Origin of the sequence: Hypericibacter adhaerens (genome assembly GCF_008728835.1) — a bacterium.
Lineage (GTDB): Bacteria > Pseudomonadota > Alphaproteobacteria > Dongiales > Dongiaceae > Hypericibacter > Hypericibacter adhaerens.
Map to the genome: position 1 here is coordinate 5464981 of NZ_CP042582.1, position 25561 is coordinate 5490541.

Annotated in this window: 26 protein-coding genes; 14 read left to right on the top strand and 12 right to left on the bottom strand. The window is 68.1% G+C overall.

The genetic code is table 11. From position 1 onward, the window contains the following. Position 1: 1 nt before the first annotated feature. A complete protein-coding gene (locus FRZ61_RS24460) occupies positions 2-1252 on the top strand; it encodes a class I SAM-dependent methyltransferase (protein ID WP_151120258.1) in 1251 nt (416 codons plus the stop codon). A 95-nt stretch (positions 1253-1347) separates the two neighbouring features. Further along, on the top strand, positions 1348-1917 hold the full coding sequence (locus tag FRZ61_RS24465; RefSeq protein WP_151120259.1) for a class I SAM-dependent methyltransferase: 570 nt from the start codon (positions 1348-1350) through the stop codon (positions 1915-1917). A 184-nt stretch (positions 1918-2101) separates the two neighbouring features. Here FRZ61_RS24465 and FRZ61_RS24470 read toward each other — a convergent pair whose 3' ends face one another. Continuing rightward, positions 2102-2611 (bottom strand): DinB family protein, encoded by a 510-nt coding sequence (locus FRZ61_RS24470; protein ID WP_151120260.1) that lies wholly within the window; start codon positions 2609-2611, stop codon positions 2102-2104. Positions 2612-2627: 16 nt separating this feature from the next. Next, entirely contained in the window at positions 2628-2888 is a 261-nt protein-coding gene (locus tag FRZ61_RS24475) for a DUF1127 domain-containing protein (RefSeq protein ID WP_151120971.1), read from the bottom strand. 169 nt (positions 2889-3057) lie between these two features. On the opposite strand from FRZ61_RS24475, the gene FRZ61_RS24480 reads away from it, so the two are divergent. The 5 genes from FRZ61_RS24480 (at position 3058) to nthA (ending at position 6279) form a co-directional block, all read left to right on the top strand. Continuing rightward, complete coding sequence (locus tag FRZ61_RS24480) at positions 3058-3960, top strand: transcriptional regulator GcvA (protein WP_151120261.1); 903 nt, start codon at positions 3058-3060, stop codon at positions 3958-3960. Between the two features lie 105 nt (positions 3961-4065). Then, positions 4066-4911, top strand: a complete 846-nt coding sequence (locus FRZ61_RS24485) for a DUF2971 domain-containing protein (protein WP_151120262.1) — start codon at positions 4066-4068, stop codon at positions 4909-4911. A gap of 52 nt (positions 4912-4963) precedes the next feature. After that, positions 4964-5302, top strand: a complete 339-nt coding sequence (locus tag FRZ61_RS26855) for a nitrile hydratase subunit beta (RefSeq protein ID WP_263641745.1) — start codon at positions 4964-4966, stop codon at positions 5300-5302. Then, complete coding sequence (locus FRZ61_RS26860; RefSeq protein WP_151120263.1) at positions 5299-5604, top strand: SH3-like domain-containing protein; 306 nt, start codon at positions 5299-5301, stop codon at positions 5602-5604. The genes FRZ61_RS26855 and FRZ61_RS26860 overlap by 4 nt, the downstream gene beginning before the upstream one ends. Before the next feature lie 15 nt (positions 5605-5619). Next, a complete protein-coding gene (gene nthA, locus FRZ61_RS24500; protein WP_151120264.1) occupies positions 5620-6279 on the top strand; it encodes a nitrile hydratase subunit alpha in 660 nt (219 codons plus the stop codon). Positions 6280-6403: 124 nt separating this feature from the next. On the opposite strand, the gene FRZ61_RS24505 is transcribed toward nthA, so the two are convergent. After that, positions 6404-8374: an acetoacetate--CoA ligase gene (locus FRZ61_RS24505; RefSeq protein WP_151120265.1), complete on the bottom strand. Its 1971-nt coding sequence runs from the start codon at positions 8372-8374 to the stop codon at positions 6404-6406. Positions 8375-8599: 225 nt separating this feature from the next. Here FRZ61_RS24505 and FRZ61_RS24510 point away from each other — a divergent pair, with 225 nt between their 5' ends. Together FRZ61_RS24510 and FRZ61_RS24515 are read left to right on the top strand one after the other, a co-directional pair. Further along, on the top strand, positions 8600-9601 hold the full coding sequence (locus FRZ61_RS24510) for a DMT family transporter (protein ID WP_151120267.1): 1002 nt from the start codon (positions 8600-8602) through the stop codon (positions 9599-9601). Then, on the top strand, positions 9598-10542 hold the full coding sequence (locus tag FRZ61_RS24515) for a DMT family transporter (RefSeq protein ID WP_151120269.1): 945 nt from the start codon (positions 9598-9600) through the stop codon (positions 10540-10542). Before FRZ61_RS24510 ends, FRZ61_RS24515 begins: the two co-directional genes overlap by 4 nt. 1 nt (position 10543) lies before the next feature. Here FRZ61_RS24515 and FRZ61_RS24520 read toward each other — a convergent pair whose 3' ends face one another. After that, positions 10544-10993 carry a YkvA family protein gene (locus tag FRZ61_RS24520; RefSeq protein ID WP_151120271.1) on the bottom strand — a complete coding sequence of 150 codons (450 nt, stop codon included), beginning with the start codon at positions 10991-10993 and terminating at the stop codon, positions 10544-10546. Between the two features lie 161 nt (positions 10994-11154). Between FRZ61_RS24520 and FRZ61_RS24525 the strand changes: the two genes are divergently transcribed. Beyond that, a complete protein-coding gene (locus FRZ61_RS24525) occupies positions 11155-11916 on the top strand; it encodes an SDR family NAD(P)-dependent oxidoreductase (protein WP_151120273.1) in 762 nt (253 codons plus the stop codon). An 18-nt stretch (positions 11917-11934) separates the two neighbouring features. On the opposite strand, the gene FRZ61_RS24530 is transcribed toward FRZ61_RS24525, so the two are convergent. Then, positions 11935-12225 (bottom strand): 4a-hydroxytetrahydrobiopterin dehydratase, encoded by a 291-nt coding sequence (locus FRZ61_RS24530; RefSeq protein ID WP_151120275.1) that lies wholly within the window; start codon positions 12223-12225, stop codon positions 11935-11937. Positions 12226-12365: 140 nt separating this feature from the next. On the opposite strand from FRZ61_RS24530, the gene FRZ61_RS24535 reads away from it, so the two are divergent. After that, positions 12366-12797 (top strand): metallopeptidase family protein, encoded by a 432-nt coding sequence (locus tag FRZ61_RS24535; protein WP_151120277.1) that lies wholly within the window; start codon positions 12366-12368, stop codon positions 12795-12797. A 208-nt stretch (positions 12798-13005) separates the two neighbouring features. Here FRZ61_RS24535 and FRZ61_RS24540 read toward each other — a convergent pair whose 3' ends face one another. Next, positions 13006-13596, bottom strand: a complete 591-nt coding sequence (locus FRZ61_RS24540; protein WP_151120278.1) for a uracil-DNA glycosylase family protein — start codon at positions 13594-13596, stop codon at positions 13006-13008. After that, positions 13596-14324 (bottom strand): Sir2 family NAD+-dependent deacetylase, encoded by a 729-nt coding sequence (gene cobB / locus FRZ61_RS24545; RefSeq protein ID WP_151120280.1) that lies wholly within the window; start codon positions 14322-14324, stop codon positions 13596-13598. The genes FRZ61_RS24540 and cobB overlap by 1 nt, the downstream gene beginning before the upstream one ends. A 59-nt stretch (positions 14325-14383) precedes the next feature. On the opposite strand from cobB, the gene FRZ61_RS24550 reads away from it, so the two are divergent. Continuing rightward, complete coding sequence (locus tag FRZ61_RS24550) at positions 14384-14887, top strand: low molecular weight protein-tyrosine-phosphatase (RefSeq protein WP_225308990.1); 504 nt, start codon at positions 14384-14386, stop codon at positions 14885-14887. Here the strand turns inward: FRZ61_RS24550 and thpR are convergent. The 3 genes from thpR to FRZ61_RS24565 form a co-directional block, all read right to left on the bottom strand. Next, on the bottom strand, positions 14851-15408 hold the full coding sequence (gene thpR, locus FRZ61_RS24555; RefSeq protein WP_151120282.1) for an RNA 2',3'-cyclic phosphodiesterase: 558 nt from the start codon (positions 15406-15408) through the stop codon (positions 14851-14853). The genes FRZ61_RS24550 and thpR overlap by 37 nt on opposite strands. A gap of 197 nt (positions 15409-15605) precedes the next feature. Next, positions 15606-16739 carry an FIST signal transduction protein gene (locus FRZ61_RS24560; protein WP_151120284.1) on the bottom strand — a complete coding sequence of 378 codons (1134 nt, stop codon included), beginning with the start codon at positions 16737-16739 and terminating at the stop codon, positions 15606-15608. A gap of 27 nt (positions 16740-16766) precedes the next feature. Next, complete coding sequence (locus FRZ61_RS24565) at positions 16767-17417, bottom strand: arylesterase (protein WP_225308991.1); 651 nt, start codon at positions 17415-17417, stop codon at positions 16767-16769. A gap of 121 nt (positions 17418-17538) precedes the next feature. Here FRZ61_RS24565 and FRZ61_RS24570 point away from each other — a divergent pair, with 121 nt between their 5' ends. Both FRZ61_RS24570 and FRZ61_RS24575 read left to right on the top strand, forming a co-directional pair. Then, a complete protein-coding gene (locus FRZ61_RS24570) occupies positions 17539-18174 on the top strand; it encodes an ABC transporter ATP-binding protein (protein ID WP_318526353.1) in 636 nt (211 codons plus the stop codon). Further along, on the top strand, positions 18167-20731 hold the full coding sequence (locus FRZ61_RS24575) for an ABC transporter permease (protein ID WP_151120288.1): 2565 nt from the start codon (positions 18167-18169) through the stop codon (positions 20729-20731). Before FRZ61_RS24570 ends, FRZ61_RS24575 begins: the two co-directional genes overlap by 8 nt. Before the next feature lie 18 nt (positions 20732-20749). On the opposite strand, the gene murJ is transcribed toward FRZ61_RS24575, so the two are convergent. After that, positions 20750-22360: a murein biosynthesis integral membrane protein MurJ gene (gene murJ, locus FRZ61_RS24580; protein WP_151120289.1), complete on the bottom strand. Its 1611-nt coding sequence runs from the start codon at positions 22358-22360 to the stop codon at positions 20750-20752. A 129-nt stretch (positions 22361-22489) separates the two neighbouring features. After that, positions 22490-25276, bottom strand: a complete 2787-nt coding sequence (locus FRZ61_RS24585) for a [protein-PII] uridylyltransferase (RefSeq protein WP_151120290.1) — start codon at positions 25274-25276, stop codon at positions 22490-22492. Positions 25277-25561 lie beyond the last annotated feature (285 nt).

Consider the following 25561-nt stretch of genomic DNA (forward strand, 5'->3'; position numbering starts at 1 on the left):
GATGAGCGAGGATCGCGTCCGCGACCAGTACGAGGCCTATCCCTATCCGCCGCGCGATCCGCGCGACGAGGCGAAGCGGCTGATCGAGGGCTCGCCCAGCCATCGCCTCGAGATCGATCATTATGTCTTCGCCGGGCGCCGCGACTGGCGCGAACCGTTCAAGGCGCTCGTCGCCGGCGGCGGCACGGGCGACGGGCTCGTCATGCTGGCGCAGCAGCTCGCCGACATCGGCTGCCCGGCCGAGATCCATTATCTCGATCTGAGCCACGCCTCGCGCAACATCGCCGAGGCACGCATCCGCGCGCGCGAGCTGACCAGCGTGACCTTCCATCACGCCGCCATCGAGAGCCTGCCGCGGCTGGGGCTGGGGCGCTTCGACTATATCGATTGCTGCGGCGTGCTCCATCACCTCGCCGATCCCGCCGCGGGCCTGCGCATCCTGGCACAGTCGCTGTCGCTCGAGGGCGGCATCGGCCTCATGGTCTATGGCGAGCTCGGACGCTCGGGCGTCTATCCGATGCAGGAACTGCTGCGGATGCTGGGCGGCGGCGACCCGGCCGAGCGGCGCATCGAGACGGCGAAGCGGTTGCTGCGCCAATTGCCCGCGACCAATCTCTTCGCGCGCAACCCCGCGCTGGGCGATCACTTACGCGCCGGCGATGCGGGGATCCACGACTTGCTGCTGCACGCGCGCGACCGCGCCTATCGCGTCGGCGAGCTCATCGCCATGATCGACGCGGCCGGGCTGGCGCCGACCGCGCTGATCGAGCCCTGGCGCTACGATCCCGCGAGCTATCTCGCCGACCCGAAGCTGCTGGCACCCTTGAACGCGATGGACCGCTGGCGACGCGCCGAGGCCGCCGAGCTCCTGGCCGGCAATCTCAAGATCCACATCGCCTATGCCGTGCCGAAGACGCGCGCTGCCGCCGCGGTGGCCATGCCCGACCCGACGGCGGTGCCGATCCTCAAAGGTGCGCCCGGCATCGAGATCGCGCGCGGGCTCAAGCCCGGCGGCCGGCTCACGGTGGCGGCCGACGGATTCGAGACCCGGTTCCCGACCGGCGCGGGCATGGGGCCGATCCTGGCGGCGATCAACGGGCGGCGCAGCCTGGCCGAGATCGAGGCCCTGCTCGCGGGCCAGGATTCCAAGCGCTGGACGCCTGCCCATTTCGCGGCCGAGTTTGCCCAAACCTATCGGCTTTTTAATTCGCTGAACCGGTTGTTCCTCAGGCATACCGGCCCGCCGGCTTGAGGCGGATGCCCTCTGGTGCAGCGCCGAAACCGCCCCCATGTAATAGAGCTGTCGTCAAAGCTTGCCATTCTGCAGACGGTTCCTCGATTCTCCTCATGTCGTCCCATCTCCTCACCTGGCTCAAGCTCTGGATTCGCAATCCGCTCCGGCTGGGCGCCATCGCACCCTCGAGCCGCGAGCTCGCTCTCGCCATGGCCCGGCTGGTGCCGATCGACGGCCTGGGGCCGGTGGTGGAGCTCGGCGGCGGCACCGGCGTCGTCACGCGCGGGTTGCTCGAGACCGGCATCGCGCCCGATGACCTGATCGTGATCGAGCGCGATCCCACGCTCCATGCGCTGCTGCGCAAGCAGTTTCCTGCCGTGCATGTGATTCTCGGCGACGCCACCGATCTGTCGCACATCCTGGCGCCGATGAATCTGCCGCCGGTGCGCGCCGTGGTGTCGGGCCTGCCGCTGCTCTCCATGAGCAAGCCCGTGCAGCGCAAGATCGTCGAGGAAGCGCTCAAGGTGATGGGCCAGGGCGGGCCGCTGATCCAGTTCACCTACGGCCCCTTCTCCCCGATCGCGCGTCGCCATTTCGGCCTGGTGGGCCGCGTCGCCGAGCGCGTCTTCGCTAACCTGCCGCCCGCGAGCGTCTGGGAATATTGGCAGAGCCGGCCGGTTTAGCAGCGGGCAGCGTAGCGATCGCTGCTCCGCGTCCATAGCCACCGTCATCCCCGCGAAAGCGGGGATCCAACCATCAAGCGACACCGCTGGATCGATATGGACCCCCGCTTTCGCGGGGGTGACGAAAGGAGCGCGGGCGGCGATCGAGGAAGCAGAAGCGCCGGACGCCTGATGGCGCCCGACGTCACGCCGCCGGCAGCTCTTCTCTCAGGAACATGATCATGTCGAGCGAGGGCGGCGTAAGCCGCGTGCCCGAGAGCATCGCGTGGGCCTGGCCGCGATGGTGGGCCTGGTGGTTGAAGAAATGCGCGATCGCCCAACGCAGCGGCGTCAGCTGGGCTTCGCCGGCCATGTTGCGGTAACGCAGATCGCTGTCGAGGCGGTCAGGATCCAGGGTCTCTGTATAGGTGACAATCCGCTCGTCCTCGGCCTCGCGCGCAGGTCTCAACGCAGAAAATTCCGGATAGGGCAGCTCGTCGAGGCGCCGATGCACCAGCTCGACCTGCTCGAATCGGGAGAGCCACACCCGGTCGCCGACCAGGATGTGATTGAGGGTCTTCTGCAGGGAGGGGAAGAAGCCGGCCCGCGGAGCCGCCCAGTCGGCGGGCGAGAGTTCCGCGCAGGCAGAATAAAGCCGCCGGTTGGCCCAGCGATTATAGCGGGCCAGCCGGCGGAAGTAGGGGAGGTCTGCCACGACGGGGGACCTCCCCTCAGGGACGCCAGAAGGGCTTGCCAGCCTCGTTCTCCACATCGGCCCGCGCGAGCCCGATATCGCGCAACATGCGGTCGTCCAGGGTCATCAGGTGGGAGCGCTCATGGGCCCGGTACTGCCAGGCCAGGAGGGCGTCGGTCACGCGGACCAGCCAGTCGCCCGCCGTCTTCAAGGACAGGGTTTTGTTCTTCAGGGAAAGGGAACGGGACTGATTGCGACCATCCTCGAGCCCCACCCGGCACTCTAGAGATTCGGTCATCATTTCTTCATTCCTTTCACAGAGGGCCGGGCTGTTGACAGGGTCGTCAAAACCCCTTCCGCCCTTGTTTCATGGGCCTCAACATGACGCTTGCGGCCGAACACCGCAAACGATAGTTTCTCATAGGTTCTGTTAGCCCTACTCACATGTATTGGGACATTCCGGGGCCATGGCCGAGCGGCTTCCCCCTTTGAAATCGATCCAGTATTTCTCGGTGGCCGCCCGCCTCCTCTCCTTCAGCCGGGCCGCCGACGAGCTGCATGTGACGCACAGCGCCGTCAGCCACCAGATCAAGGCGCTCGAGGAATGGCTGGGCGTGCGGCTGTTCCGGCGCGCCAACCGCCAGGTGATCCTGACCGACGCGGGCCAGGCCTATCTGAAGCCGGTGATGGAGGCTTTCGACCGGCTGGGCGAGGCTTCGCGCCAGCTCAAGCGGCGCGAGAGCGCAGGGCCGCTCACGGTGAGCACGCTGCCTTCCTTCGCGGCGAAATGGCTGGTGCCGCGCCTGCGCACCTTCCGCCAGGAATATCCCGACATCGATGTGCGCATCACGGCGAGCGAGAAGCTGGTCGATTTCGCGCGCGACGATATCGATCTCGCGGTGCGCTATGGGCGCGGCAACTGGCCGGGCCTCGTGGTCGACAAGCTGATGCGCCATGACTGGTTCCCGGTCTGCAGCCCGGCGCTCCTGACCGGCACCCCGCCGCTGCAGAAACCCGAGGACCTCGCCAACCACACGCTGCTGATCGATTACGACTGGCGCGAGGATGCCTGGGGCGGCTGGCTCGCCGCGGCCGGCGTCGGCCATATCCGCCCCAACCGCACGCTCGCCTTCAACTATTCGAACCTGATGATCCAGGCCGCGATCGACGGGCTGGGCGTGGCGCTCTCGCCGGGTGCGCTCGTCAGCGACGATCTCGCGGCGGGCCGGCTGATCCGGCCTTTCAAGACCAGCCTGCCGACCGACTACGGTTATTTCCTGGTGGCGCCGCCCGGCGCCTTCGAGCGCCCGAAGCTCGCGGCCTTCCGCGACTGGATCCGGCGCGAAGCCGCGGCTGCGATCGGGCCGTGAGGCGCGGAAAGAAACGCCAACGAATTCCGAAAACCACGCGCTTGCAGCCGGGCAGGATACATCCCAAATGCAACCGTCAAGTCGTGGCACCGCCAAGGGGGCCTGATGTTGAAGGATGATGTGTTGCCTAGTCCCGAGATCGCCATTTCCGGCGATATCGAGCCGCATGCGCACCTGCTGTCCGTGCCTTCCGAGGATCAGTTGCTCTACAAGATGATGACGCTGGAGAATCTCATCCGATCGATTGAAGGCCGCTATCTTCACTTCAATCGCGTCGACAGCTACTTCGATTTTCAAGGGGCCGACCATCATGATGGCGAGCAATTGCCAGGTGATCGGCAAGGCAACGCGGCAGCCAGGTTTGAGAAATCGCCAGAGTTCTCGGCTGCGCACTACTACGACCAGTCGCGCGCGCGGACCTATGCGTCCTGCTTTTCGACGGAAAACTCCGCCTTTATTTGGAATAACTACGCGACCGACGGTAACAAGGGCAAGGTTTGCCTCGTTTTCGACTTTGGCAAACTTCGGGCGACGCTCAACAGTACCCTCTCGCCCAACCAAGCGGCGCTCATCGCTGATGGCGCACGTTGCCACCAGATTTTCTCGATCAACTATGGGCTGGTTGATTACGTCGATTGGAACAGTCATAGGGCCAATGTTCCCGTTCTGCCCAATCCGATTTGCTACACCTTTATCAAAGCAAAGGAGTTCTCGGACGAGAAGGAGCTGCGCATCGCTCTCTCTGCTTTTGGCTTGGGCAGATTCGAGCTGAACAACGGAAATGAGCTGCAGTTTCCGAGAAGCTTGCAAATGGCTTTCAGCTACCATGCGGCATTCGCCAATGGCACAATCAAGTCGATTGAGACCGGTCAGGATTGTGACCGAGATTTCCTCGAGTCTGAATTGTGTCGACTGAGAATCAATCCAGTCCCAGCACCGACAACGTCCTAGTGGCTGGATCGAAAGCATTCTGTCCCCGCTGCTAGTTCACGAGGCGCCGATCATGACGGGCTTTCCCAGCGACGACGTCCCGGAGCTTGCGCGCGGGGTCCATGACATGGGCGGGCTGCCCGGCGGCCCGGTCGACCGGCACGAGCATGCGGTCAGCCTGTGGGAAAAACGTGTCGATGCGCTGCTCGTGCTCTTGACGCGCAAGGGCGTCTTCAGCGTCGACGAGCTGCGCAACGCGATCGAGCGGCTGGGTGCCGAGGCCTATACGGCCATGTCCTATTACGAGCGCTGGACCGCCTCGATCGCCTGGAACCTGATGCAGCGCGGCGTCATCACCGCCGACGAGCTGGGCAAGCGGATGGCCGAGATCGAGGCCGAGGGCCGGCAATGACGCCAGCGGCGCGCCTCAGCGTGAAACGCTTCAAGCCCGGCCAGGCGGTGCGGGTGCGCCGCGCCTTTCCGCCCGGCCATATCCGCACGCCGATCTATATCCGCGGTGCGGCGGGCGTGATCGAGCGCGATTGCGGCGACTGCGTCAATGCCGAGGAGCGCGCCTTCGCCCGCTCCGGCCTTCCGGCCCTGCCGCTCTATCGCGTGCGCTTCCGCCAGCAGGAGATCTGGCCCGGTTATGACGGCCCCGACAGCGACAGCATCGAGATCGAGATCTACGCCAACTGGCTCGAGCCGGCGTGAGTGGGAGAGGATGCGATGAGCCATACTCATGATCACGATCATGACCATCACCACCCCGCCGGATCAGCGCCGCAGCGCCACCCGTTCCAGCCCGACGATCCGCCGCCGACCGGCCACTATCAGCTCATGGCAGTGGCGCTGCGCGAGCTGCTGATCGAGAAGGGCGTGCTCGGCGCCGACGAGATCCGCGCCCAGATCGAGCGCATGGATGCGCGCGGACCGCATCTGGGGGCAAAGGTGGTGGCGAAGGCCTGGAGCGATCCGGCCTACAAGGCGCGGCTGCTGGCGGACGGGCCCAAGGCCTGCGCTGAGCTCGGCATCGAGCTCGACGGCATGCGGCTCACCGTCGTCGAGGACAAGCCCGCGCTCCACAACCTCATCGTCTGCACGCTCTGCTCCTGCTATCCCCGGGCGCTGCTGGGCCTGCCGCCCGCCTGGTACAAGAGCGCCGACTACCGCAAGCGCGCCGTGCGCGAGCCGCGCGCGGTCCTGAAGGAATTCGGCACCGAGCTCGCCGCCACGACCGCGGTTCGCGTCCACGATTCGACCGCCGAGCTGCGCTACATCGTCCTCCCGCTGAGACCCGCCGGCACCGAAGGCTGGAGCGAGGAAAAGCTCGCGGGCCTGGTCACGCGCGACACCATGATCGGCGTGACGCTGCCGAAAGCGGGCTAGCGCGAGAGATTCTACGAGCGCCGCTCGCCCCCTCCCCCGTCATCCCCGCGAAAGCGGGGATCCACCGATAGGTCAGAGCGCGGCATCGACATGGGCCCCCGCTTTCGCGGGGGTGACGGGAGAGCTACTCCCGCAGCTCCTTCCGGTCCCGATAGAGCTCCAGCGCCTCGGGATTGGCCAGCGCTTCCTTGTTCTTGATGGCGCGGCCATGGACCATGTCGCGCACCGCGAGCTCGGTGATCTTGCCGCTCTTGGTGCGCGGGATGTCGGTCACCTGGAGAATCCTCGCCGGCACATGGCGCGGCGTGGTGTTGGCGCGGATCTGGCGCTTGATCCTGTCGGCCAGGGCGTCGTCGAGCGTGAGGCCCTCCTTGAGCCGCACGAACAGCACGACCCGCACATCGCCGTCCCAGTCCTGGCCGATGACGATGCTCTCCACCACCTCGGGGAGTTGTTCCACCTGGCGGTAGATCTCGGCCGTGCCGATGCGCACGCCGCCCGGATTGAGCACCGCGTCGGAGCGGCCATAGATGATCATGCCGCCATGGCGCGTGATCTCGGCATAGTCGCCATGGCACCAGATGTTGGGGAAGCGTTCGAAATAGGCCTTCCGGTACTTGGCGCCGTCGGGATCGTTCCAGAACCCGACCGGCATCGAGGGGAAGGGCCTGGTGCAGACCAGCTCGCCCTTCTCTTCCACCACGGGCTTGCCCTCGTCGTTCCAGACCTCGACTCCCATGCCCAGGCCCCGCGCCTGGATCTCGCCGCGCCAGACGGGGCCGGTCGGGTTGCCCAGCACGAAGCAGGAGACGATGTCGGTGCCGCCCGAGATCGAGGAGAGGCAGAGATCCTTCTTGATATGCGAATAGACGTAATCGAAGCCCTCGGGCAGCAGCGGCGAGCCCGTCGAGGCGATGGTCCTGAGCGCCTTCAGGTCATGGGTCTCGATCGGCTTGAGCCCCGCCTTGTTGCAGGCATCGATGAACTTGGCCGAGGTGCCGAAGAACTCGCAGCGCTCGGCCGCCGCGAAATCGAACAGGATGTTGCCGGTGGGATGGAAGGGCGAGCCGTCATAGAGCAGGAGCGTGGCGCCCGAGGCCAGCCCCGTCACCAGCCAGTTCCACATCATCCAGCCGCAGGTCGTGAAATAGAACATCCGCGTGCCCTCGCGGATGTCGCTGTGGAGGCGGTGCTCCTTGAGATGCTGGATCAGCGTGCCGCCGGCGCCATGGACGATGCATTTGGGCACGCCCGTGGTGCCCGAGGAATACATGATGAAGAGCGGATGGTTGAAGGGCAGGCGCTCGAAGCGGATCTCCCCCGCCTGGTGGGGGGCCACGAAGTCCGCGAGCGTCACCGCCTTGGCCGGCAGGGCGCCGCCGCCCGCATAGGGCAGCACCACCACACGCTCGACCGAGGGCAGCTTCGGCAGGAACTCGGCGACGCGCGCCAGCGAATCGAAGCTCTTGCCGCCATAGAGATAGCCGTCGGCGGTGAAGAGGAGCTTGGGCTCGATCTGGCCGAAGCGGTCGAGCACCCCTTGCGCGCCGAAATCGGGCGAGCAGGAGGACCAGATGGCGCCGATCGAGGCGGTGGCGAGCGTGGCGGCGATGGTCTCGGGCATGTTGGGCACGAAGCCCGCGACCCGGTCGCCCGGCTTGACGCCCATCGCGCGCATGGCGGCCGCCAGCCGCGAGACCAGGTCGTAGAGCTCGGCATGGCTCATGCGCCGCTTGACGCGGTCCTCGCCCCAGAACACCAGCGCGTCGCCGTCGTCGCGCTTGCGCAGCAGGTTCTCGGCATAGTTCAGCTTCGCCTCGGGGAAGAACCGCGCCCCCGGCATGCGGTCGCCATCCGCCAGCACCGTCCGGCCGGGGCCGTCGCCGACGATCCCCGCTTCCTCCCAGACCGAGAGCCAGAACCGGCCGCGATGATCGACCGACCAGCGCCAGAGCGCGTCGTAATCGGGCAGCGCCACCTTCCACCGCGCCTCCGCCCGGCTGCGGAAGCCGGTCAGGTTGGCCGCGGCCAGACGCTGGGCGCTCGGGCGCCAGATCGGCTGGGCGGCATCGGAGGTCGAGGTCGATGAGGTCATGGGACGGATCGCTTTTTTCCGTGAGAGACAAGGCCTTGGCCGGCCGGATCGACCCGGGCAAAGCGCCGCGATTCTTCGCCCGGGCGGCCCCTCAAGGCAAGCGCGGCGGCGGTATCGAGCCGGGCGGCTGCGACATCGGCCGCTTCCCGCCGCCTCCTGCCTTCGAGCCATGGCGCCACCCTAACCGAACGGTTAGGGTGGCCGCATCTTCATTGCCGTCGAATCATGGGCCTGCTGCCGACCCCTCCCGCCTTCCTGTCCCAGCTTGCCGAGGCGGCGGGCCGGCTGCCGCAGCCGGTTCGCGCCACGCTGTGGATGATCCTGGCCTGCCTGCTGTTCGCGATCCTCAACGCCTTCATCCGCGAGGCCTCCCGCGCGCTGCACCCGCTGCAGGCGGTGTTCTTCCGCAACCTGTTCGGGCTCGTCTTCATGCTGCCCTGGATCCACAAGGCGGGGCTCGAGGCGCTGACCCTGCCGCGCATCAGGCTCTATCTGGGCCGCACCACGGTCGGGCTGCTTTCCATGTTCGCCTGGTTCTGGGCGCTGAAGCTCCTGCCCTTCGCCGACGCCATCGCCCTCAGCTTCGCCTCGCCGCTCTTCGCCACGATGCTGGCGGCCCTCTTCCTCGGCGAGCAGGTGCGGGCGCGGCGCTGGACCGCGATCATGGTGGGCTTCGCCGGCGTGCTGGTGATCCTGAGGCCCGGCGCCGACGCCGTCAGCGCCGGCGCGCTCTTCGCGCTCGCCTCCTCGGCCTTGGGCGCCATGGGCATCATCTTCACCAAGCAGCTCGCCCGCAGCGAATCGACCAGCGCCGTCGTCACCATCATGGTGCTGATCATGACGCCGATGTCGCTGGTCCCGGCGCTCTTCGTCTGGCAGTGGCCGCCGGCCTCGCTCTGGCCGCTGCTGCTGACGATGGGCTTCGCCGGCTCGATGGGCCATATGAGCTTCGTGCGCGCGCTCCGGCTCGCCGACGCCTCCTCGCTCATGCCCTACGACTATGCGCGCCTCGTCTTCGCCGCCGCCATCGGCTGGATCTTCTTCGCCGAGGTGCCGGACGGCTGGACCTGGCTCGGCAGCGCCATCATCGCGGCGGCGGCCGTCTATATCGCGCGGCGCGAGGCCCGGATCGACGCCCTGCCGGCCGCGGCCCTCGCCTCGGGATTGCCCGACGAGCCCACGGTTCCCTCGCCGCGCATCGCCACCAAGCTGCGGGCCGGCCGATGAGGGTGGTGCCGCAGGCCCTCGAGCAGCGCTGGATGGGGCTTTCGGGCAATGTCCGGGGCGCCCTCTGGATGATCGCCTCGGGCCTGATCTTCACGGTGATGGCGATCGCGATCCGGATCCTGGGCCATCGGCTCGACAGCTTCCAGATCGCCTTCTTCCGCTGCCTGATCGGCTTCATCGCGATCCTGCCGCTGGTCGGCGCCTATGGCATCGACGTGCTGCAGACCCGCTCGCTCAAGATCCATGCGCTGCGCGGGCTCTTCGGCCTGATCTCGATGTTCGCGAGCTATTACGCGATCGCGCGCATCCCGCTCGCCTCCTATACGGCGCTGAGCTTCACGCGGCCCCTGTTCGCGACCATCCTCGCCGTGGTCGTGCTGCACGAGATCGTGCGCTGGCGGCGCTGGACCGCGACGCTGGTGGGCTTCGTGGGCGTGCTGGTGATGGTGCGGCCGGGCGCCGAGACCTTCAACTCCGCGGCCCTCTTCGCGCTCATGGACTCGCTCTCGATCGCCTTCCTGATCACGCTGGTGAAGCGCCTGCCGCCGGGCGAGACGGCCCTCGGCATGATGTTCTATTTCGGCGTGTTCTCGACCATCGCGGCGCTGCCGCCGGCCCTCTTCGTCTGGCAATGGCCGACGGCGCTCGAATGGTCGCTGCTGATCCTGATCGGCGTGCTGGGCGCCCTGTCGCAATCCTTCTGGATCCGGGCTTATCGCGCGGGCGAGGCGTCGGTCGTGGCGCCGATCGACTATCTGCGCCTGCTGTTCGCCGGTATCGCCGGCTATCTCGCCTTCGCCGAGACGGTCGATCTCTGGACCGTGGCGGGGGCCGCCATCATCGTCGCCTCGACGATCTATATCGCGCGGCGCGAAGCCCGGGTCCGGCGCGCCAAGGCGGCAGAAGCTGCGACCGCGACCGGCGGCGCGGCGGCTTCCTAGTTCAGGCCGAAGGGGCCTGATCGACGGGCGCGTCGGCCAGCTTGCGCTGGATCAGCGCCTTCGCGCGCTCGCGATGGGCAGGCTTGATATGGTCGGCGACGGTGCGCGCGGCCGCATAGAGCACGGTCGCGTCGTCGATGAAGCCGATGCCGGTGAAGAAATCCGGGATCAGGTCCGTCGGCAGGATGAAATAGGCCAGCGCTCCCATGATCGTGGCCTTGGCGCGCAACGGCGTGGCCGGATCGAGCCCGCAGTAATAGACCGAGATCAGGAGATCGAGAAAGGGGAGCTTGCCCGCCACGCGGCGCAGCTTGGTCCAGAATCCCCTGGCCACGCGGGCCTGGTCGCGTTGGAACTTGGCGGGATCGTAAGGCGCCAGAGCGGTGCCGGTCGCGACCGCCCCGGCGTCGGCGCCGAGGGTGGGGTTTCCCTGGGGAGCGTGCATCGTCATGGGGCGGCATATGGCCCCGCCTAAGCCCCTGTGCAAGACGGGGCTATTTTGCGCCCTTGCGGCCGGCGGCGCCTCTGGCCATCCTGCGCCGCCGCGACGGGCACGCCGGGCAGGGCTCAAAAGCGCGGAAATCTGTCATTTTCGGAAGAGAGGCGACGGCCATGGAGATCAAGGGACAGGCAGCGATCGTGACCGGCGGCGGCTCGGGCATGGGCGCCGACGTGGCGCGCCATCTGGCCAGGGCCGGCGCCAAGGTGACGCTGGTCGATGTCAACCGCGAGGCGGCCGAGGCTGTGGCGAAGGAGATCGGCGGCTTCGCCGCGATCGCCGACGTCTCGGATGCGGCCGCGGGCGAAGCCGCGGTGAAGGCCGCGCGCCAGCGCCACGGGCCGGCGCGCATCCTGATCAACGTCGCGGGCATCCTCATCCCGGGCCGCATCGTCGGCAAGGACGGGCCGCTGGCGCTGGAGAAGTTCAGCAAGGTCATCAATATCAACCTGATCGGCACCTTCAACATGATGCGGCTCGCGGCGGCCGACATGTCGGCCGCCGAGGCGCTGGCCGATGGCGAGCGCGGCGTCATCATCTCGACCAGCTCGGTCGCCGCCTACGAAGGCCAGATCGGCCAGGCCGCCTATGCGGCCTCCAAGGCCGGCATCGTGGGCCTCACGCTGCCCGCCGCGCGCGATCTCGCCGGCCGCGGCATCCGCGTCAACACCATCGCGCCCGGCCTCGTCGCGACGCCGATGATGCTCACCCTGCCGCCGGAGATTCAGAAGAGCCTGACCGACACCATGCCCTATCCGAGCCGGCTGGTGCGGGCCGACGAATATTCGCGGCTCTGTCTCCACATCATCGAGAACGTGGCGATCAATGGCGAGGTGATCCGCCTCGACGGCGCGCTGCGCATGGCGCCGCGCTGACGCCGGATCGCAGATCCGTCAGGTGGCGATCCGGCCGATGGCGCGGGCGAGCTTGACGTCGCGCTCCGAGAGGCCGTTGCAATCATGCGTCGAAAGGGTGACGTCGACGCGGTTATAGACATTGAACCACTCGGGATGGTGATCCATCTGCTCCGCCAGCAGCGCGACCCGGGTCATGAAGCCCCAGGCCTCGTTGAAATCCTTGAACTTGAATGACTTTTCGATGGCGTCGCGGCCGGCGACCTCCTTCCATCCGGGAAGATCCTTGAGGGCGGCGGCGCGCGCGGCCCCTTCGAGCTTGGCGATCATGGGGGAACTCCTTCTGCGGCCCGGTTACGATCCGGCAGGGGCTATCCTACATCCTCGGTAAGCCCGGGCCTCACCCTTGCCCCAGGCAGGATCGAGGCTGTCACATGAAGATAAGCCCGCCGGAACCCGAGCGAGAAACCATGGCTGACGAGACCCCGCCTCCCCGCCGCTTCGGCACAGCCCCCGATCTGGCCGAGATCGAAGCGATCGCGGCTGTCGCCTTCGAGACCATCCCCGAGGAGCTGGCGCGCCATGTCGAGGAGGTCATCATCCGCGTCGAGGATTTCCCCGACGCCGAGACCGAGGAGGAGATGGAGCTCGAGACGCCCTTCGACCTGCTCGGGCTCTATCGCGGGCGCCCGCTCGGCGCCAAGAGCGTCAGCGACATCGTCACCGATATCGACATGATCTTCCTCTATCGCCGCCCGCTGCTCGACTATTGGTGCGACAGCGGCGAGGAGCTCGAGCATCTCGTGCGCCATGTGCTGATCCACGAGATCGGCCATCATTTCGGCTATAGCGACGAGGACATGGAGCGCCTCGAAGAGGAAGCCGACTCCGCGCAGGCGTGAAGGCGGCATTGGACACCGGCCACAGGTCCGAGAGCGGGCGCTTTCACTCGCTCGTCATCCCCGCGAAAGCGGGGAACCAACTCCAAGCTTGATGCGCCGGATCAAGATGGATCCCCGCTTTCGCGGGGATGACGATAGGAGCGCCGGCCCGAAATCCAGGAAAGGAGCTGCTCGGTCGCCGAACAAGCGCGGTGCGAAGCAGCGCGCCCTACCCCTCCAGCACCTTCCGCACCCGCTGGCGCAGCACCGGCAGCAGCTCGCGCTCGAACCAGGGGTTGCGCTTGATCCAGGCGGTGTTGCGCCAGGAGGGATGAGGCAGCGGCAGGAACTGCGGCAGATGATCGGCGAAACGGCGCACCGTTTCCGTCATGCTGGCCTGCCGGCGGCCCGCGAGATAGAAGGCCTGCGCGTAGCTGCCGACGAGCAGCGTGAGCCGCACCTCCTTCAGCAGCGGCACGAGCTGCGGATGCCAGGTGGGCGCGCATTCGGGGCGCGGCGGCCGGTCGGCGCCGGCATCGTCGGTGCCGGGATAGCAGAACCCCATCGGCACGATCGCGATCCGCCGCCCATCGTAGAAGCGCTCGCGGTCGATCTCGAGCCAGCTCCGCAAGCGGTCGCCCGAGGGATCGTTCCAGGGAATGCCGGTCTCATGCACGCGCCGCCCCGGCGCCTGGCCCACGATCAGAAGGCGCGCGCTGCGCGTGGCGCGCAAGACCGGCCGGCAGCCATGCGGCAGCGCCGCCGCGCAGATCTCGCAAGCCCTTGCCTGCTTGAGAAGCGTCTCGAGCCGGGCCGCCATCAGGAGCGCGGTCGCGCCGCCGCCTCGAGCAGCCGCTCGACATAGAAGGGCACGACCTCGCTCGCCGGTCCGTGCAGCGCCTCGGCGAAGAAATCCGCTCCCTCGCTGGGCTCGAGATTGAGCTCGACCGTATGGGCACCCGCGGCCCGCGCCAGCTCGACGAAGCCCGAGGCCGGATAGACGTTGCCCGAGGTGCCGATGGAAAGGAACAGGGCCGCGCGGCCCAGCGCCTCGAAGATGCGGTCCATCTCGAGCGGCATCTCGCCGAACCAGACCACATGGGGCCGCAAGCCGCCGGCAGCGCCGCAGGCGGGGCAGCGCGTCTCGACCGAGAGATCCTCGCGCCAGGGCAGCACGCAATCGCAGGCGAGGCAGCGCGCCTTGAGCATCTCGCCATGCATATGGATGACGGCCCCGCTGCCGGCGCGCTCGTGGAGATCGTCGATGTTCTGCGTCACCAGCAGGAACTCGCCGGCACCCTCCCAGGCGCGCTCGAGCCGGGCCAGCGCCCGATGGGCCGGGTTGGGCGCCACCTCGTTCGCCAGCAGCTGGCGGCGCCGGGCGTTGTAGAAGCTGTGGACCAGGACCGGATCGCGCGCGAAGCCTTCGGGTGTCGCCACGTCCTCGACACGCACCCGCGACCAGATCCCGTCCGCGTCGCGGAAGGTCTCGAGACCGGACTCCTTCGAGATGCCGGCGCCGGTTAGAATGACGATATTGGCTGTCATGATCGGGCACCCATCATAGCCGCCTGTCGCCTGGACCGTTGCAGGAAATGAGCGTCCGCGTGCCCCGCGACATCGTCATGAAACGGATTCTGTTCGTCTGCACCGGCAATATCTGCCGTTCGCCCACGGCCGAAGGGCTGTTCCGCCATCGCATCCGCGAGGCCGGGCTCCTCGAGAGCCTCGAGGGCGATTCCGCCGGCACCGAGGGCTATCATGTCGGGGACCCGCCCGATCCGCGCGCGATCGCCGAAGCGGCGCGCCACGGCGTCGCGATCGAGGATCTGCGCGCCCGCCGGCTGGAGTCCGCCGATTTCGAGCGCTTCGACCTGCTGCTCGGCATGGATCGCGGCCATCTCGCGATCATGCGCCGCCTGGCGCCCGCCGGAAGCCGCGACCGGGTCGGCCTGCTGCTCGAGCACGCGCCCGATTGCGGCTATCGCGAGGTGCCCGATCCCTATTACGGCGGGGAGGCGCAGTATCGGCTGAGCTACCGGCTGATCGATGCCGGCATCGACGGGCTCATGCGCTATTTGGCCGGAACGGTCGCGCGCGCCAGCTCGTAGGAGCATTCGGCGCGATAATAGGGACCCTCGCCGCCGATGAAGCTCGAATAGATGGTGAAATGCGTGACCTCGAAGGGCCGGCTGCGATAGAGCCCGTGCTGCGCCAGGAAGGCCTGCATCTTCGAGGGCGGCGGCGGCTGGTTGGGCCGCGCCAGGGTCACATGGGGCTTGAAGCGCTGTCCGTCCGGCCTGATGCCGGCGCGCACCACGGCCGATTCGATCTTGTCGTGAAGATGCTGCAGGGCCGGCTGGGAGCGCACCCCCGCCCAGACGGCACGCACCTTCGAATCGTCGCCGAAATGGCCGACGCCGCCGAGCTCGAGCGTGAAGGACGGCGCGCGGATGCCGCACAGCGCCGCGTCGATATCGTCGGCGGTGCCGCCATCGACCTCGCCGATGAAGCGCAGCGTGATGTGGAAGTTTTCGGGTGCGACCCAGCGCACCCCGGGCAATCCGCAACAGAGATGCGACAATCCGAGCCGCACCTCGTCAGGCAGGGAGAGGGCGATGAACAGGCGCAACGGACCAGCCCCCTCTGATGGATGATCTGTTCAAGCGATTCGGCAGGCGACTCAAGGCTCTCTCTAGCGCCCTCTTTATAGCCCCGCGGCGCCGATTCGGGGAATCGTCATTAGAATGAAACCGGAGAATGAAACCGGCACCGGCATCCTGACCCGATCGTCAGCAACCCTGCCCCGATCGGCGCGGAGCCGCGGGCTCAGAAGAACAGAGTAAGTACGCCGGTATAGCTGTGGATGCGGTTGTAGCAGATCTCGCCCGCGCCGAAGAACCCGATCACCGGCACCGCCGGCAGGCTGTCGCCGATGATGGCGAACTCGCGCTCGGCGGAGCCGAACAGCGGCGGCCCGCGCCGCACGCCGGAGAAATAGACCGCTCCCTTCGCCCGCTGCGGCGAGCTCGTGGCGACGCCCTTCAGCATGGTGCGCAGATTGGTTTCGGCGGCCTCGCGCGAGAGGCGCATGAAGGTCAGGCTCGTGCCGGCATCGACCATCCGGTCGAGCGCCAGCCAGCCGCGATCGGGATCGACGCTGATGATGCCATGGGCAAGCAGGCTGGTATTGAGCCCGACCCTGTCCTCCAGCCCGGCGCAGCAATCCCACCCGATCCGGTCGAGGCTGACCTCGGAATGCGGCGCCAGCTCCTCCTTCAGCACCGCGAGCGCGGGGCGGTCATCCACCTGCATCACCAGGTTGCGCGCGGCGCTGGTGACGCGGTGCGGCGGGCCGATGGGCGCGCAGCTCTGCGCGAAGCCGGTCGACGCCGCCACCCCGGTGCCGAACAGCACGCCCGAGAAGCCGCCCTCGACCACGCGCTGCGCGACCTGCGGGAAATAGCCGGCCCGCGACGCCGTCATGCCGCCCACCAGGAAGCTGCCGGTGACGTTCGCCAGGTCGGAGACGATCGAGCCGGTGAGCGGGTTGCGCGGATCGCCATGGACGATGCCCAGAAGGGGATGGGCTTGGGCCAGCCAATCCCCATATTGACGGCGGAAGGCACCGAAACCGCCATGAACCGGTTCGAAAATACGATAGGAGTCGGGCGGCAGGCGTCCCACCATGGCCACCAGCGCCGGGCGGTCGAAATGGCCGACCGCCGTTTCGCCCGCGAGCTTGGCCCCGATTCCGATCCCGACCGTGCCGGCCCAATCGACGATGCCCGTGCGTCGCCGAAGTTCCGTCAGAATCTCGCCCAGATGCCGCGCCATATAGTCGGTGGCATAGAGGAGTCCGATATTGTCGCCATGAGCCGCCCCTTCCAGCCGCTCCGAGATCTCAGCGACCAGCTCCCTCCAATCGCCTCCGGCCGCTTGCGCGGCGCGAAAGACAGCCATTCCATCCCCCTCCCCACCTTCGTCGCGTCAGCCCGATCCATTGTCCTTGCGCGCCTTGATGAGCGCGATGATTTCGGGCGCGATTCTCTTGACGATCACCGCCACGCCGGCGGCGTTCGGATGAATGCCATCGCTCTGGTTGAGTGCCGGGTCGCCGGCGACACCGTCGAGAAAGAAGGGATCGAGCGGCAGCTGGAACTGCTTTGCCAGATCCTCGTAGATCGGATCGAAGGCCGCGACATAGTCGGCGCCCAGATTGCGCGGCGCCTTCATGCCCACGAGCAAGGTCGGGATCCCGTCTTGCGTCAGACGCGTCAGCATCGCCGCGAGATTCCGACGTGTCGCCGCGGGATCGAGCCCGCGCAACCCGTCATTCGCGCCGAACTCGAGGATGACGATCGCGGGCTTGTCGGCGAGCGACCAGTCGAGCCGCGCCAGACCGCCCGCCGAGGTGTCGCCCGCCACACCGCCATTGATCAGCGCCACCTTCTCGCCGGCCGCGATCAAGGCCTGCTCGAGCTGCGAGGGAAAACTTTCCCTATCGGCGAGGCCATAGCCCGAGGTGAGGCTGTCGCCGAGCGCCAGGATCCGGATCGGATTCTCGGCCCGGGCCGGCGAAACCGTAAGAGATACAACCAGGAAGAGCAGGGCGACACCCGATAGGCGCCGCCAATTCACAGCGCCCGTTCGGCAATGCCGCCTACCGCCGCGAAAAGCGGCTGCCACAGCAGAAGCAGGACCCATGATTCGGTTGCAGGCCATTGAATTGAGTTTGGGTAGCCATGAGCGAAAGGTCAACGTGCTGCGCGGCCTCGACCTCGCGGTCGAAGCCGGCGAGACGATCGCGGTCGAAGGACCCTCGGGCTCGGGCAAGACCAGCATGCTGATGGTGATAGCGGGGTTGGAACGGCCGACCGGCGGCCGCGTGGTGGTGGACGAGGTGGAACTGGGGCCGCTCGGCGAAGACGCGCTCGCCCGCTTCCGGCGCGATCGCGTCGGCATCGTCTTCCAGGGCTTCCATCTGATCGCGACCATGACCGCGCTCGAAAATGTCGCTGTGCCGCTGGAGCTTGCGGGACGCCCCGACGCCTTTGCCCGGGCGCGCGAAGAGCTGACCGCGGTGGGGCTCGAGCCGCGCCTGTCGCATTACCCGGGCGAGCTTTCCGGCGGCGAACAACAACGAGTCGCATTGGCCCGCGCCTTCGCCTGCGAACCGCGGCTGCTGCTGGCGGACGAACCCACCGGCAATCTCGATCCGGACACCGGCCATGCCGTGATGGATCTCATGTTCGCCGAGGTGAACCGGCGCGGCACGACCCTCCTCCTCATCACCCACGATCCGGCGCTGGCACGCCGCTGCCAGCGGCGGTTGCGGCTGGTGGAAGGCCGGCTGGTCGACGGGCAGGAGCCCCGCGGAGCGGCCGCGCATGGCTGACGTCCTCGCCTGGCCGGACCGCGCGGCGCGAACGTCGCACGCCCTGGCGCTCACCTTCGCCTGGCGCGAGCTCAGGGGCGGCATCGCCGGCTTCAGGCTCTTCCTCGCCTGCCTCGCGCTGGGCGTGGCCATCGTCGCGGCCGTGGGCTCGCTGTCGGCGAGCCTCGAGGCCGGTATCGCCGCCGATGCGACGCGGCTTCTGGGCGGCGATCTCGAGCTGCGCCGCGTCTATCGCCCGCTGGAGCCCGAGACCTTGTCTTTCCTGCAGGCGCGAGGTGCCACTTCGACGCTGGTGGAGACGCGCAGCATGGTGCGTCCCGTCACGGGCGACGCGCCGCCGCTCCTGGTCGAGCTCAAGGCGGTCGATGCGCCTTATCCGATGGTGGGACAGGTCCAGCTCGATCCGCCGCAAACGCTGGCCGCGGCACTCGCCTCGCGCGAGGGCGCGCGCGGCGGCGTTGCCGATCCCGCGCTGTTCGACCGGTTGAACGTCCGGATCGGCGACCGCATCGCGCTCGGTGCCGAGACCTTCATCCTCACCGCGCGCCTGGTGAGCGAGCCCGACCGCGGCGCCACTGTCTTCTCGCTGGGACCGCGGCTGATGATCGGCGAGGACGCGCTGCCGGCGACCGGTCTGCTGGTGCCGGGAAGCCTGGTCTATTACGAGACCCGTCTCGCCCTCTCGCCCCAGGCCGGCATCGGCGCGGAAGCGCTGGCCAAGGCGGTGCGCGCAGAATTCCCCAATTCCGATTTCCGCGTTCGCACGCCCGCCGATGCCGGTCCCGGCATCAAGAGCTTCGCGCGCCGCGCCGCCCTCTTCCTCAATTTCGTCGGCCTGGCGGCGCTCCTCATCGGCGGTGTCGGCGTCGCCAACGCGGTGGGCGCCTATCTCGAGGGCCGGCGCGCGACGATCGCGACCTTGAAATGCCTCGGCGCCAGCGCCGGCCTCGTGGCGCGCGTCTATCTGGCGCTGGTGCTGGGGCTCGCGGCGGGCGGCGTGGCGATCGGCCTCGCGGCGGGGGCGGCCGCGCCCTTCATCGCCGCGCCCTTCCTGGCCGCGCATTTCAGCGTGCCGTTCCGCGCCGCGATCCATGCGCTGCCGCTGGCCGAAGCGGCGGCGCTGGGCCTTCTCGCGGCACTCGCCTTCGCCTTCCTGCCGCTCGCGCGCGCCCGGCGCGTGCCCGCGGCCGAGCTCTTCCGCGCCACGGCACCACGATCGATCGATCTCAAGGACCGGCTGTGGCTTTCGGGAATCTGCCTGCTGCTCGCGGCCCTCGCCGTGCTGGTCTCGGCGGACCGGCTGCTGGGGCCGGGGTTCGTGATCGCGGCGGCCTTGTGCTACCTGCTGTTCCGCGTCCTGGCGCAGGGGCTCGCGCGCGCGGCGCGCCATCTGGCCCGCCGGCAGCAGGGCCATCCGGCCCTGCGCCTGGCGCTGGCCAATCTCGCCCGGCCCGGCGCTCCCACCACGAGCGTCGTGCTCTCGCTGGGGCTGGGACTGACGGTGCTGGTGGTGGTGATCCTGGCGCAGGGCAGCCTGCATCGCCAGATCATGCAGACCCTGCCGGCGCAGGCGCCCTCGTTCTACTTCATCGACATCCAGCAGGATCAGGCGGAGCCGTTCCGCGCCCTGGTGAGCCACTATCAGGGCGTCTCGGCCTATCGCCAGGTGCCGATGCTGCGCGGGCGCATCGCCGCCGTGAACGGCGTCGCCGCCGACCAGCTCGACGTGCCGAAGGACCAGCAATGGGTGCTGCAGGGCGACCGCGGCCTGACCTGGTCCGACACGCTGCCCGAAGGCAGCAAGCTCGTCGAAGGCCAATGGTGGCCGTCCGACTATCAGGGTCCGCCGCTGGTCTCGTTCGAGGCCGAGGCCGCGGCGGCGCTGGGGCTCAAGCCCGGCGACCATATCACCATCAGCGTGCTGGGCCGCGAGATCGGGGCGGAGGTCGCGAACATCCGCCAGATCCGCTGGACCGACCTCACCATCAATTTCGTCATGGTGTTCTCGCCCGGCAGCTTCGCCGGCGCGCCGGCGACCTGGCTCGCCACCGCGAGCCTGCCGCCCGAGCGCGAAGCGATGCTGGCGCACGATGTCGGCGAGACGTTCCCCAATGTCTCGACCATCCGCGTCAAGGAGGCGCTGGCCGCGGTCGACGGTCTCCTGAGCGCCGTGGGTGCCGCCATCGCCGCCACCGCGGGATTGGCGCTGGCCTCGGGCCTGCTGGTGCTGGCCAGCGCCGTGCTGGCCGAGGAGCGGCGGCGCATCTACGAGGCGGTGGTGCTGAAGGTGCTGGGCGCCACGCGCCGCGATCTCGCGCGCGCCTTCCTCATGGAGCAGGGACTGCTCGGGCTCGTCACCGGCCTCTTGGCGATCCTGCTGGGCTCGATCGCGTCCTGGGTGCTGGTGACCTATGCGATGGACAGCGAATGGAGCTTCTCCGCGCCGGCCGCGATTGCCATCGCGCTGGGCGGTGCCGCGCTGGCGCTGCTGATCGGGCTCGGCGGCACCTGGCGCGCGCTCTCGACGCCGGCCGCCCCGCAGCTTCGCAACGAGTAGCGGCGGGCGCCGGGGATCTCAGCTCTCGCCGCCGGGCGTCGCGTCGGAGATGGCCGCAGGAGCCGGCTGCGCCGCGGCGCCATTGCCTTTGCGGCGCGTCAGCGCCTTCGAGAAATCGGCACGCTCGAAGGCGCCGAAGAGGAGGCCCAGCACCGCATAGGCGACGAGGCCCACCACCACCAGCACCACCAGCATGATGAGCCGGAGCCAGCCGCCAGCCGCGATGAAAGGATCGATCGCCCAGGTGGTCGCCAGCAGGATGCCGGTCATGCCGAGGCTGGCCGCGAAGATGCGCGGCAGGCGGCGCTTCAGGCGCTGATCCAGCACGATATGCTCGAGCCGCCAGAGCCTAACGCCCAGGAGGGTGGCGTTGAGCGTCGTCGCCAGCGTGGTCGCGATCGGGATGCCGATGAAGCCGATCGTCTGCGACAGCGCGATGCTGAGGGCGATGTTGGTCACGACCGCGATGACCGCGACGCGGAAGGGCGTGGTCGTGTCCTCGCGCGCGAAGAAGCAGGGCGCGAAGGCCTTGACCAGCGCGAAGGCCGGCAGCCCCGCCGCGAAGGCCGCGAGCGCCCAGGCCGAGGCGCGGCTGGCTTCGGGCCCGAAGGCGCCGCGCTCGAAGAGCGTGGTCATGATCGCGACCGGGATCGCCAGCAGCGCCAGGGTCGCCGGGATGATCAGCGACATCGAGAACTCGATGCAGCGATTGAGATTGTGCATCGCCACGTCGTGCCGGCCGGCGCGCAGCGAGCGCGTCAGCGTCGGCAGCAGCACCACGCCGACCGCGGCACCGATCACGCCCAGAGGCAGCTGGAACACGCGGTCGGCGTAATAGAGATAGGAGACCGCGGCCGGGAAGCTGGTGGCGATGATGGTGCCGACCACGATGTTGATCTGGGTGACGCCGCCCGAGAGCAGCCCCGGCAGCATGAGCTTCAGGAGCCGCTTGATCTCGGGGTCGAGCCGCGGCATCGGCAGCCACAGCGCCATGCCGGCGCGGTTGCAGGAGAAGACCAGCCAGAGGAACTGGCAGAGGCCCGAGGCCGCGACCGACCAGGAGAGCACCAGGCCGGGACGCCCGGTGAAAGGCACCACGCAGATCAAGGCGCCGGCCATCACGACATTGAGCAGGATGGGTGCGGCCGCGGGCGCACCGAAGCGGTGCAGCGAGTTGAGGATGCCGCCCTGGAGCGCCGTCAGCGACATGAAGAGGAGATAGGGGAAGGTCACCTGCGTGAACTGCACCGCATAGCCGAACTTCTCCGGATCGTCGGTGAAGCCCGGCGCGATGACGAGCATGAGCCAGGGCATGGCGAGCTGGGCCGCGATGGAGAAGAGCAGCAGCCAGAACAGCAGCACCGCCAGCACCCGCTCGGCGAAGGCCTTGGCCGCGGCCGCACCCTGCTGCTCGAGCTTGCCCGCGAACATCGGCACGAAGGCCGAGTTGAAGGCGCCTTCGGCGAACATCTGGCGGAACAGGTTGGGGAAGCGCATCGCCACGAAGAAGGCGTCGGCCACGGGCCCCGTGCCCAGCGCATGGGCGATCAGGATGTCGCGCAGGAAGCCGCCCGCCCGGCTGACGCCGGTGAGCGAGCCGACTTTGACGATCGAGCCGATCAGCGCCATGCAATGCCGGCGGGCAGCGGAGCGGCGGTTTGCGGGATCGTCATCGGCAAAGAGGGTCTCTGCGGCTGGTTCGCGGGGTGAAGCCCAGTCTCTAGCCGATTACGGCGATTTTCGGCAAGCCGTGGCGCCCTACTCCGCCGCGGCCGAGTCGCTGCCGGGCGCAGGTGCCGTGGCTTCCGTCTTGGCCGGCTTGCCCTCGCCCTCCTCGAGCACGGCCATGAGCGCGTCGCGGATGGGCTTGAGGCGCGCATCGCCTTCGACCTTGAGGCCGTATTTGTCCTTCACATAGAACACGTCGACGGCGCGCGCGCCGAAGGTCGAGACCTTGGCCGAGGTGATCTGCAGCTTCTGGGCGGCCAGCGCCCGGGTCAGGCCGTAGAGCAGGCCGCGGCGGTCGCGGCCATTGACCTCGATCAGGGTGTGCTCGGCCGAGCCCTTGTTGTCGATGAGGACGCGCGGCGCCACGCTGAAGAGCTCGGTGCGCCGGCCCAAGGGCGAAGGCGGAAACACCAGGTCGGGCAAGGTGGCCGAGTCGTCGGCCAATAGCCGTTCCAGACAGTCGCGGATGCGCGCCAGATCCTCCGGGCGCTCGATCTCGTGCCCCTCCGCGTCCTGGACCTGGAAGGTGTCGAGCGCCTTGCCGTTGGTGAGGGTGAAGATGTCGGCGACGGCGATGCTGGCGCCCGCGAGCGCCAGGGCGCCGGCGAGCCGGGCGAAGAGCCCCGGCCGGTCGGCGGTATAGACCGTGACCTCGGTGACGGCGCGCCAGTGATCGACCCGCATGTCGAGGGCCAGCGCCTGACCCAGCCGTTCGGCGCGATCGACCAGGCGCGCCTGGCGGGCCAGCGTCGTCTTGTCGGAGGCGAGCCAGTAGGAGGGCGTGCCGCGCGCGACGTGATGGGCGAAGCTTTCGTCGCTCCAGTCGGCGAGCTCCGTCCGCAGCTCCTCCAGCGCCGTCCTGACCCGCTCCTCGCGGTTGAGTGCCACGAGCCCGCCCGAGATCAGCTCCTCCGCGCGCCAATAGAGATCGCGCAGCAGCTGCGCCTTCCAGCCGTTCCAGGTCTTGGGCCCGACCGCGCGGATGTCGGCGACGGTCAGCACCAGCAGCAGCCGCAGCCGCTCCAGCGACTGCACCGTCGCGACGAAATCCTGGATCGTCTTGGGATCGTCGATGTCGCGCTTGAAGGCGGTGTTGCTCATCACGAGGTGATAGCGCACCAGCCAGGAGACCGTTTCCGTCTCCTCGTCGCTGAAGCCGAGGCGGGGCCCGAGCTTGATCGCGATGTCGGCGCCGAGCTCCGAATGATCGCCGCCGCGCCCCTTGGCGATGTCATGCAGCAGCACCGCCAGATAGAGCACGCGGCGCGACTGCACCAGATGCACCACCTCGCTGGCGATCGGCACCTCGTCCTTGATCAGCCCCTGCTCGATCTTCCACAGGATGCCGATGGCGAAGATGGTGTGCTCGTCGACCGTGAAGTGGTGATACATGTCGTATTGCATCTGCGCCACGACACGGCCGAAATCCGGCATGAAGCGCCCGAACACGCCGGCCTCGTTCAAGCGCCGCAGCGTGACTTCCGGCCCCTTCTTCGAGGTCAGCATCGCGACGAAGAGGCGGTTGGCCTCGGGATCGGCGCGCAGCTTCGCATCCACGAGCTTCAGGTTGCGCGTGACGAGCCGGAGCGTCGCCGGATGGATGTCGAGATCGTGGCGCTGCGCCACCTCGAACAGGCGCAGCAGGTTGACCGGGTCCTTGGCGAAGGCCTTGGGATCGGCCACCGCCAGCCGGTCGCCATCGACGCGGAAGCCCTCGATGTCGCGCTGGAAGAGCGCGAAGCCGCGCGCCAGGAGCGAGCGCTTCTGATGCTGCGCCTCCAGCACGGCGCAGAAGATGCGCGTCAGGTCGCCCACCGTCTTGGCGACGAGGAAGTAGTGCTTCATCAGCCGCTCGACGCCGCGCGAGCCGGCATGGTCGGTATAGCCCATGCGCCGCGCGAGCTCGGGCTGCAGGTCGAAGGTCAGCCGCTCCTCCGGCCGGTTCGCCAGATAGTGGAGATGGAAGCGCAGCGACCAGAGGAAGGCCTCCGCCTTCTCGAACTGGCGCGCCTCCTCGGCGGTGAAGACGCCGCGTTCGACCAGCGTCGCCACGTCCTCGGCGCGATAGAGATATTTCGCGATCCAGAACAGCGTGTGGAGATCGCGCAAGCCCCCCTTGCCGTCCTTGATGTTGGCCTCGAGCGAGTAGCGCGAATCGCCCATGCGCTTGTGGCGCTGGTTGCGCTCGGCGAGCTTGGCCTCGACGAAGGCGGGGCCGGTGCCGGCCACGATCTGCTTGAGGAACTTGGCGCGCAGATCCTGATAGAGCGACTGCTCGCCCCAGATGTAGCGCGCTTCCAGCAACGCCGTGCGGATGGTCAGGTCGCCCTTCGCCTGGCGGATGCACTCGTCGACCGAGCGCACCGAATGGCCGACCTTGAGGCCCAGGTCCCAGAGCCGGTAGAGCATGTATTCGATCACCTGCTCCACATAGGGCGTGCGCTTGTACGGCAGCAGGAACAGGAGATCGATGTCGGAGAAGGGAGCGAGCTCGCCGCGGCCATAGCCGCCGACCGCGACCACGGCAAGGCGCTCGCCGGTGGAGGGATTGGCCAAGGGAAAGACCAGCTGCGTCGCCGTGTCGTGCAGCGCGCGGATGATCTGGTCCATCAGGTAGGACAGAGCGCGGGCCGCCATGCGGCCGTCGCCCGTGGCGTCGAAGCGCCGGCGCACCTCCTCGCGGCCGGCCGCCATCGCCTCCTTGAGGGCCTTGGCGACCGCGGCCTCGTCGAGCTTGCCGTCATCGGCCAGCGTCGTCAGCTCCAGCGTCAGCCGGCGCCGGTCGATGACCTTGCGGGGATCGGAGATCTCGCCCATGCCCTGTTCCAGGGGACCTTGTTCCGAAGGTGACGGCCGCGTGCGAAGCGGCAAGCGACACCAAAGGCCAAAAAAACCAAGATATGATTATCGCATGAGGGGCCGGTCCCGGCCAAATCGGGAGGGAGCTGGTTCCTCGACCGTCTTCCTCTTTTGCGCCGGAGGCGCGAAGATCGTCACCCCGTGGCGCCGTCGCCCGCAGCCGGAACCCATTGCCGCGCCAGACGTTTGACACCAACTGGTGATGGCAGGCCCGGAATTCCATAGCGGGTCCGGCCCCATGCC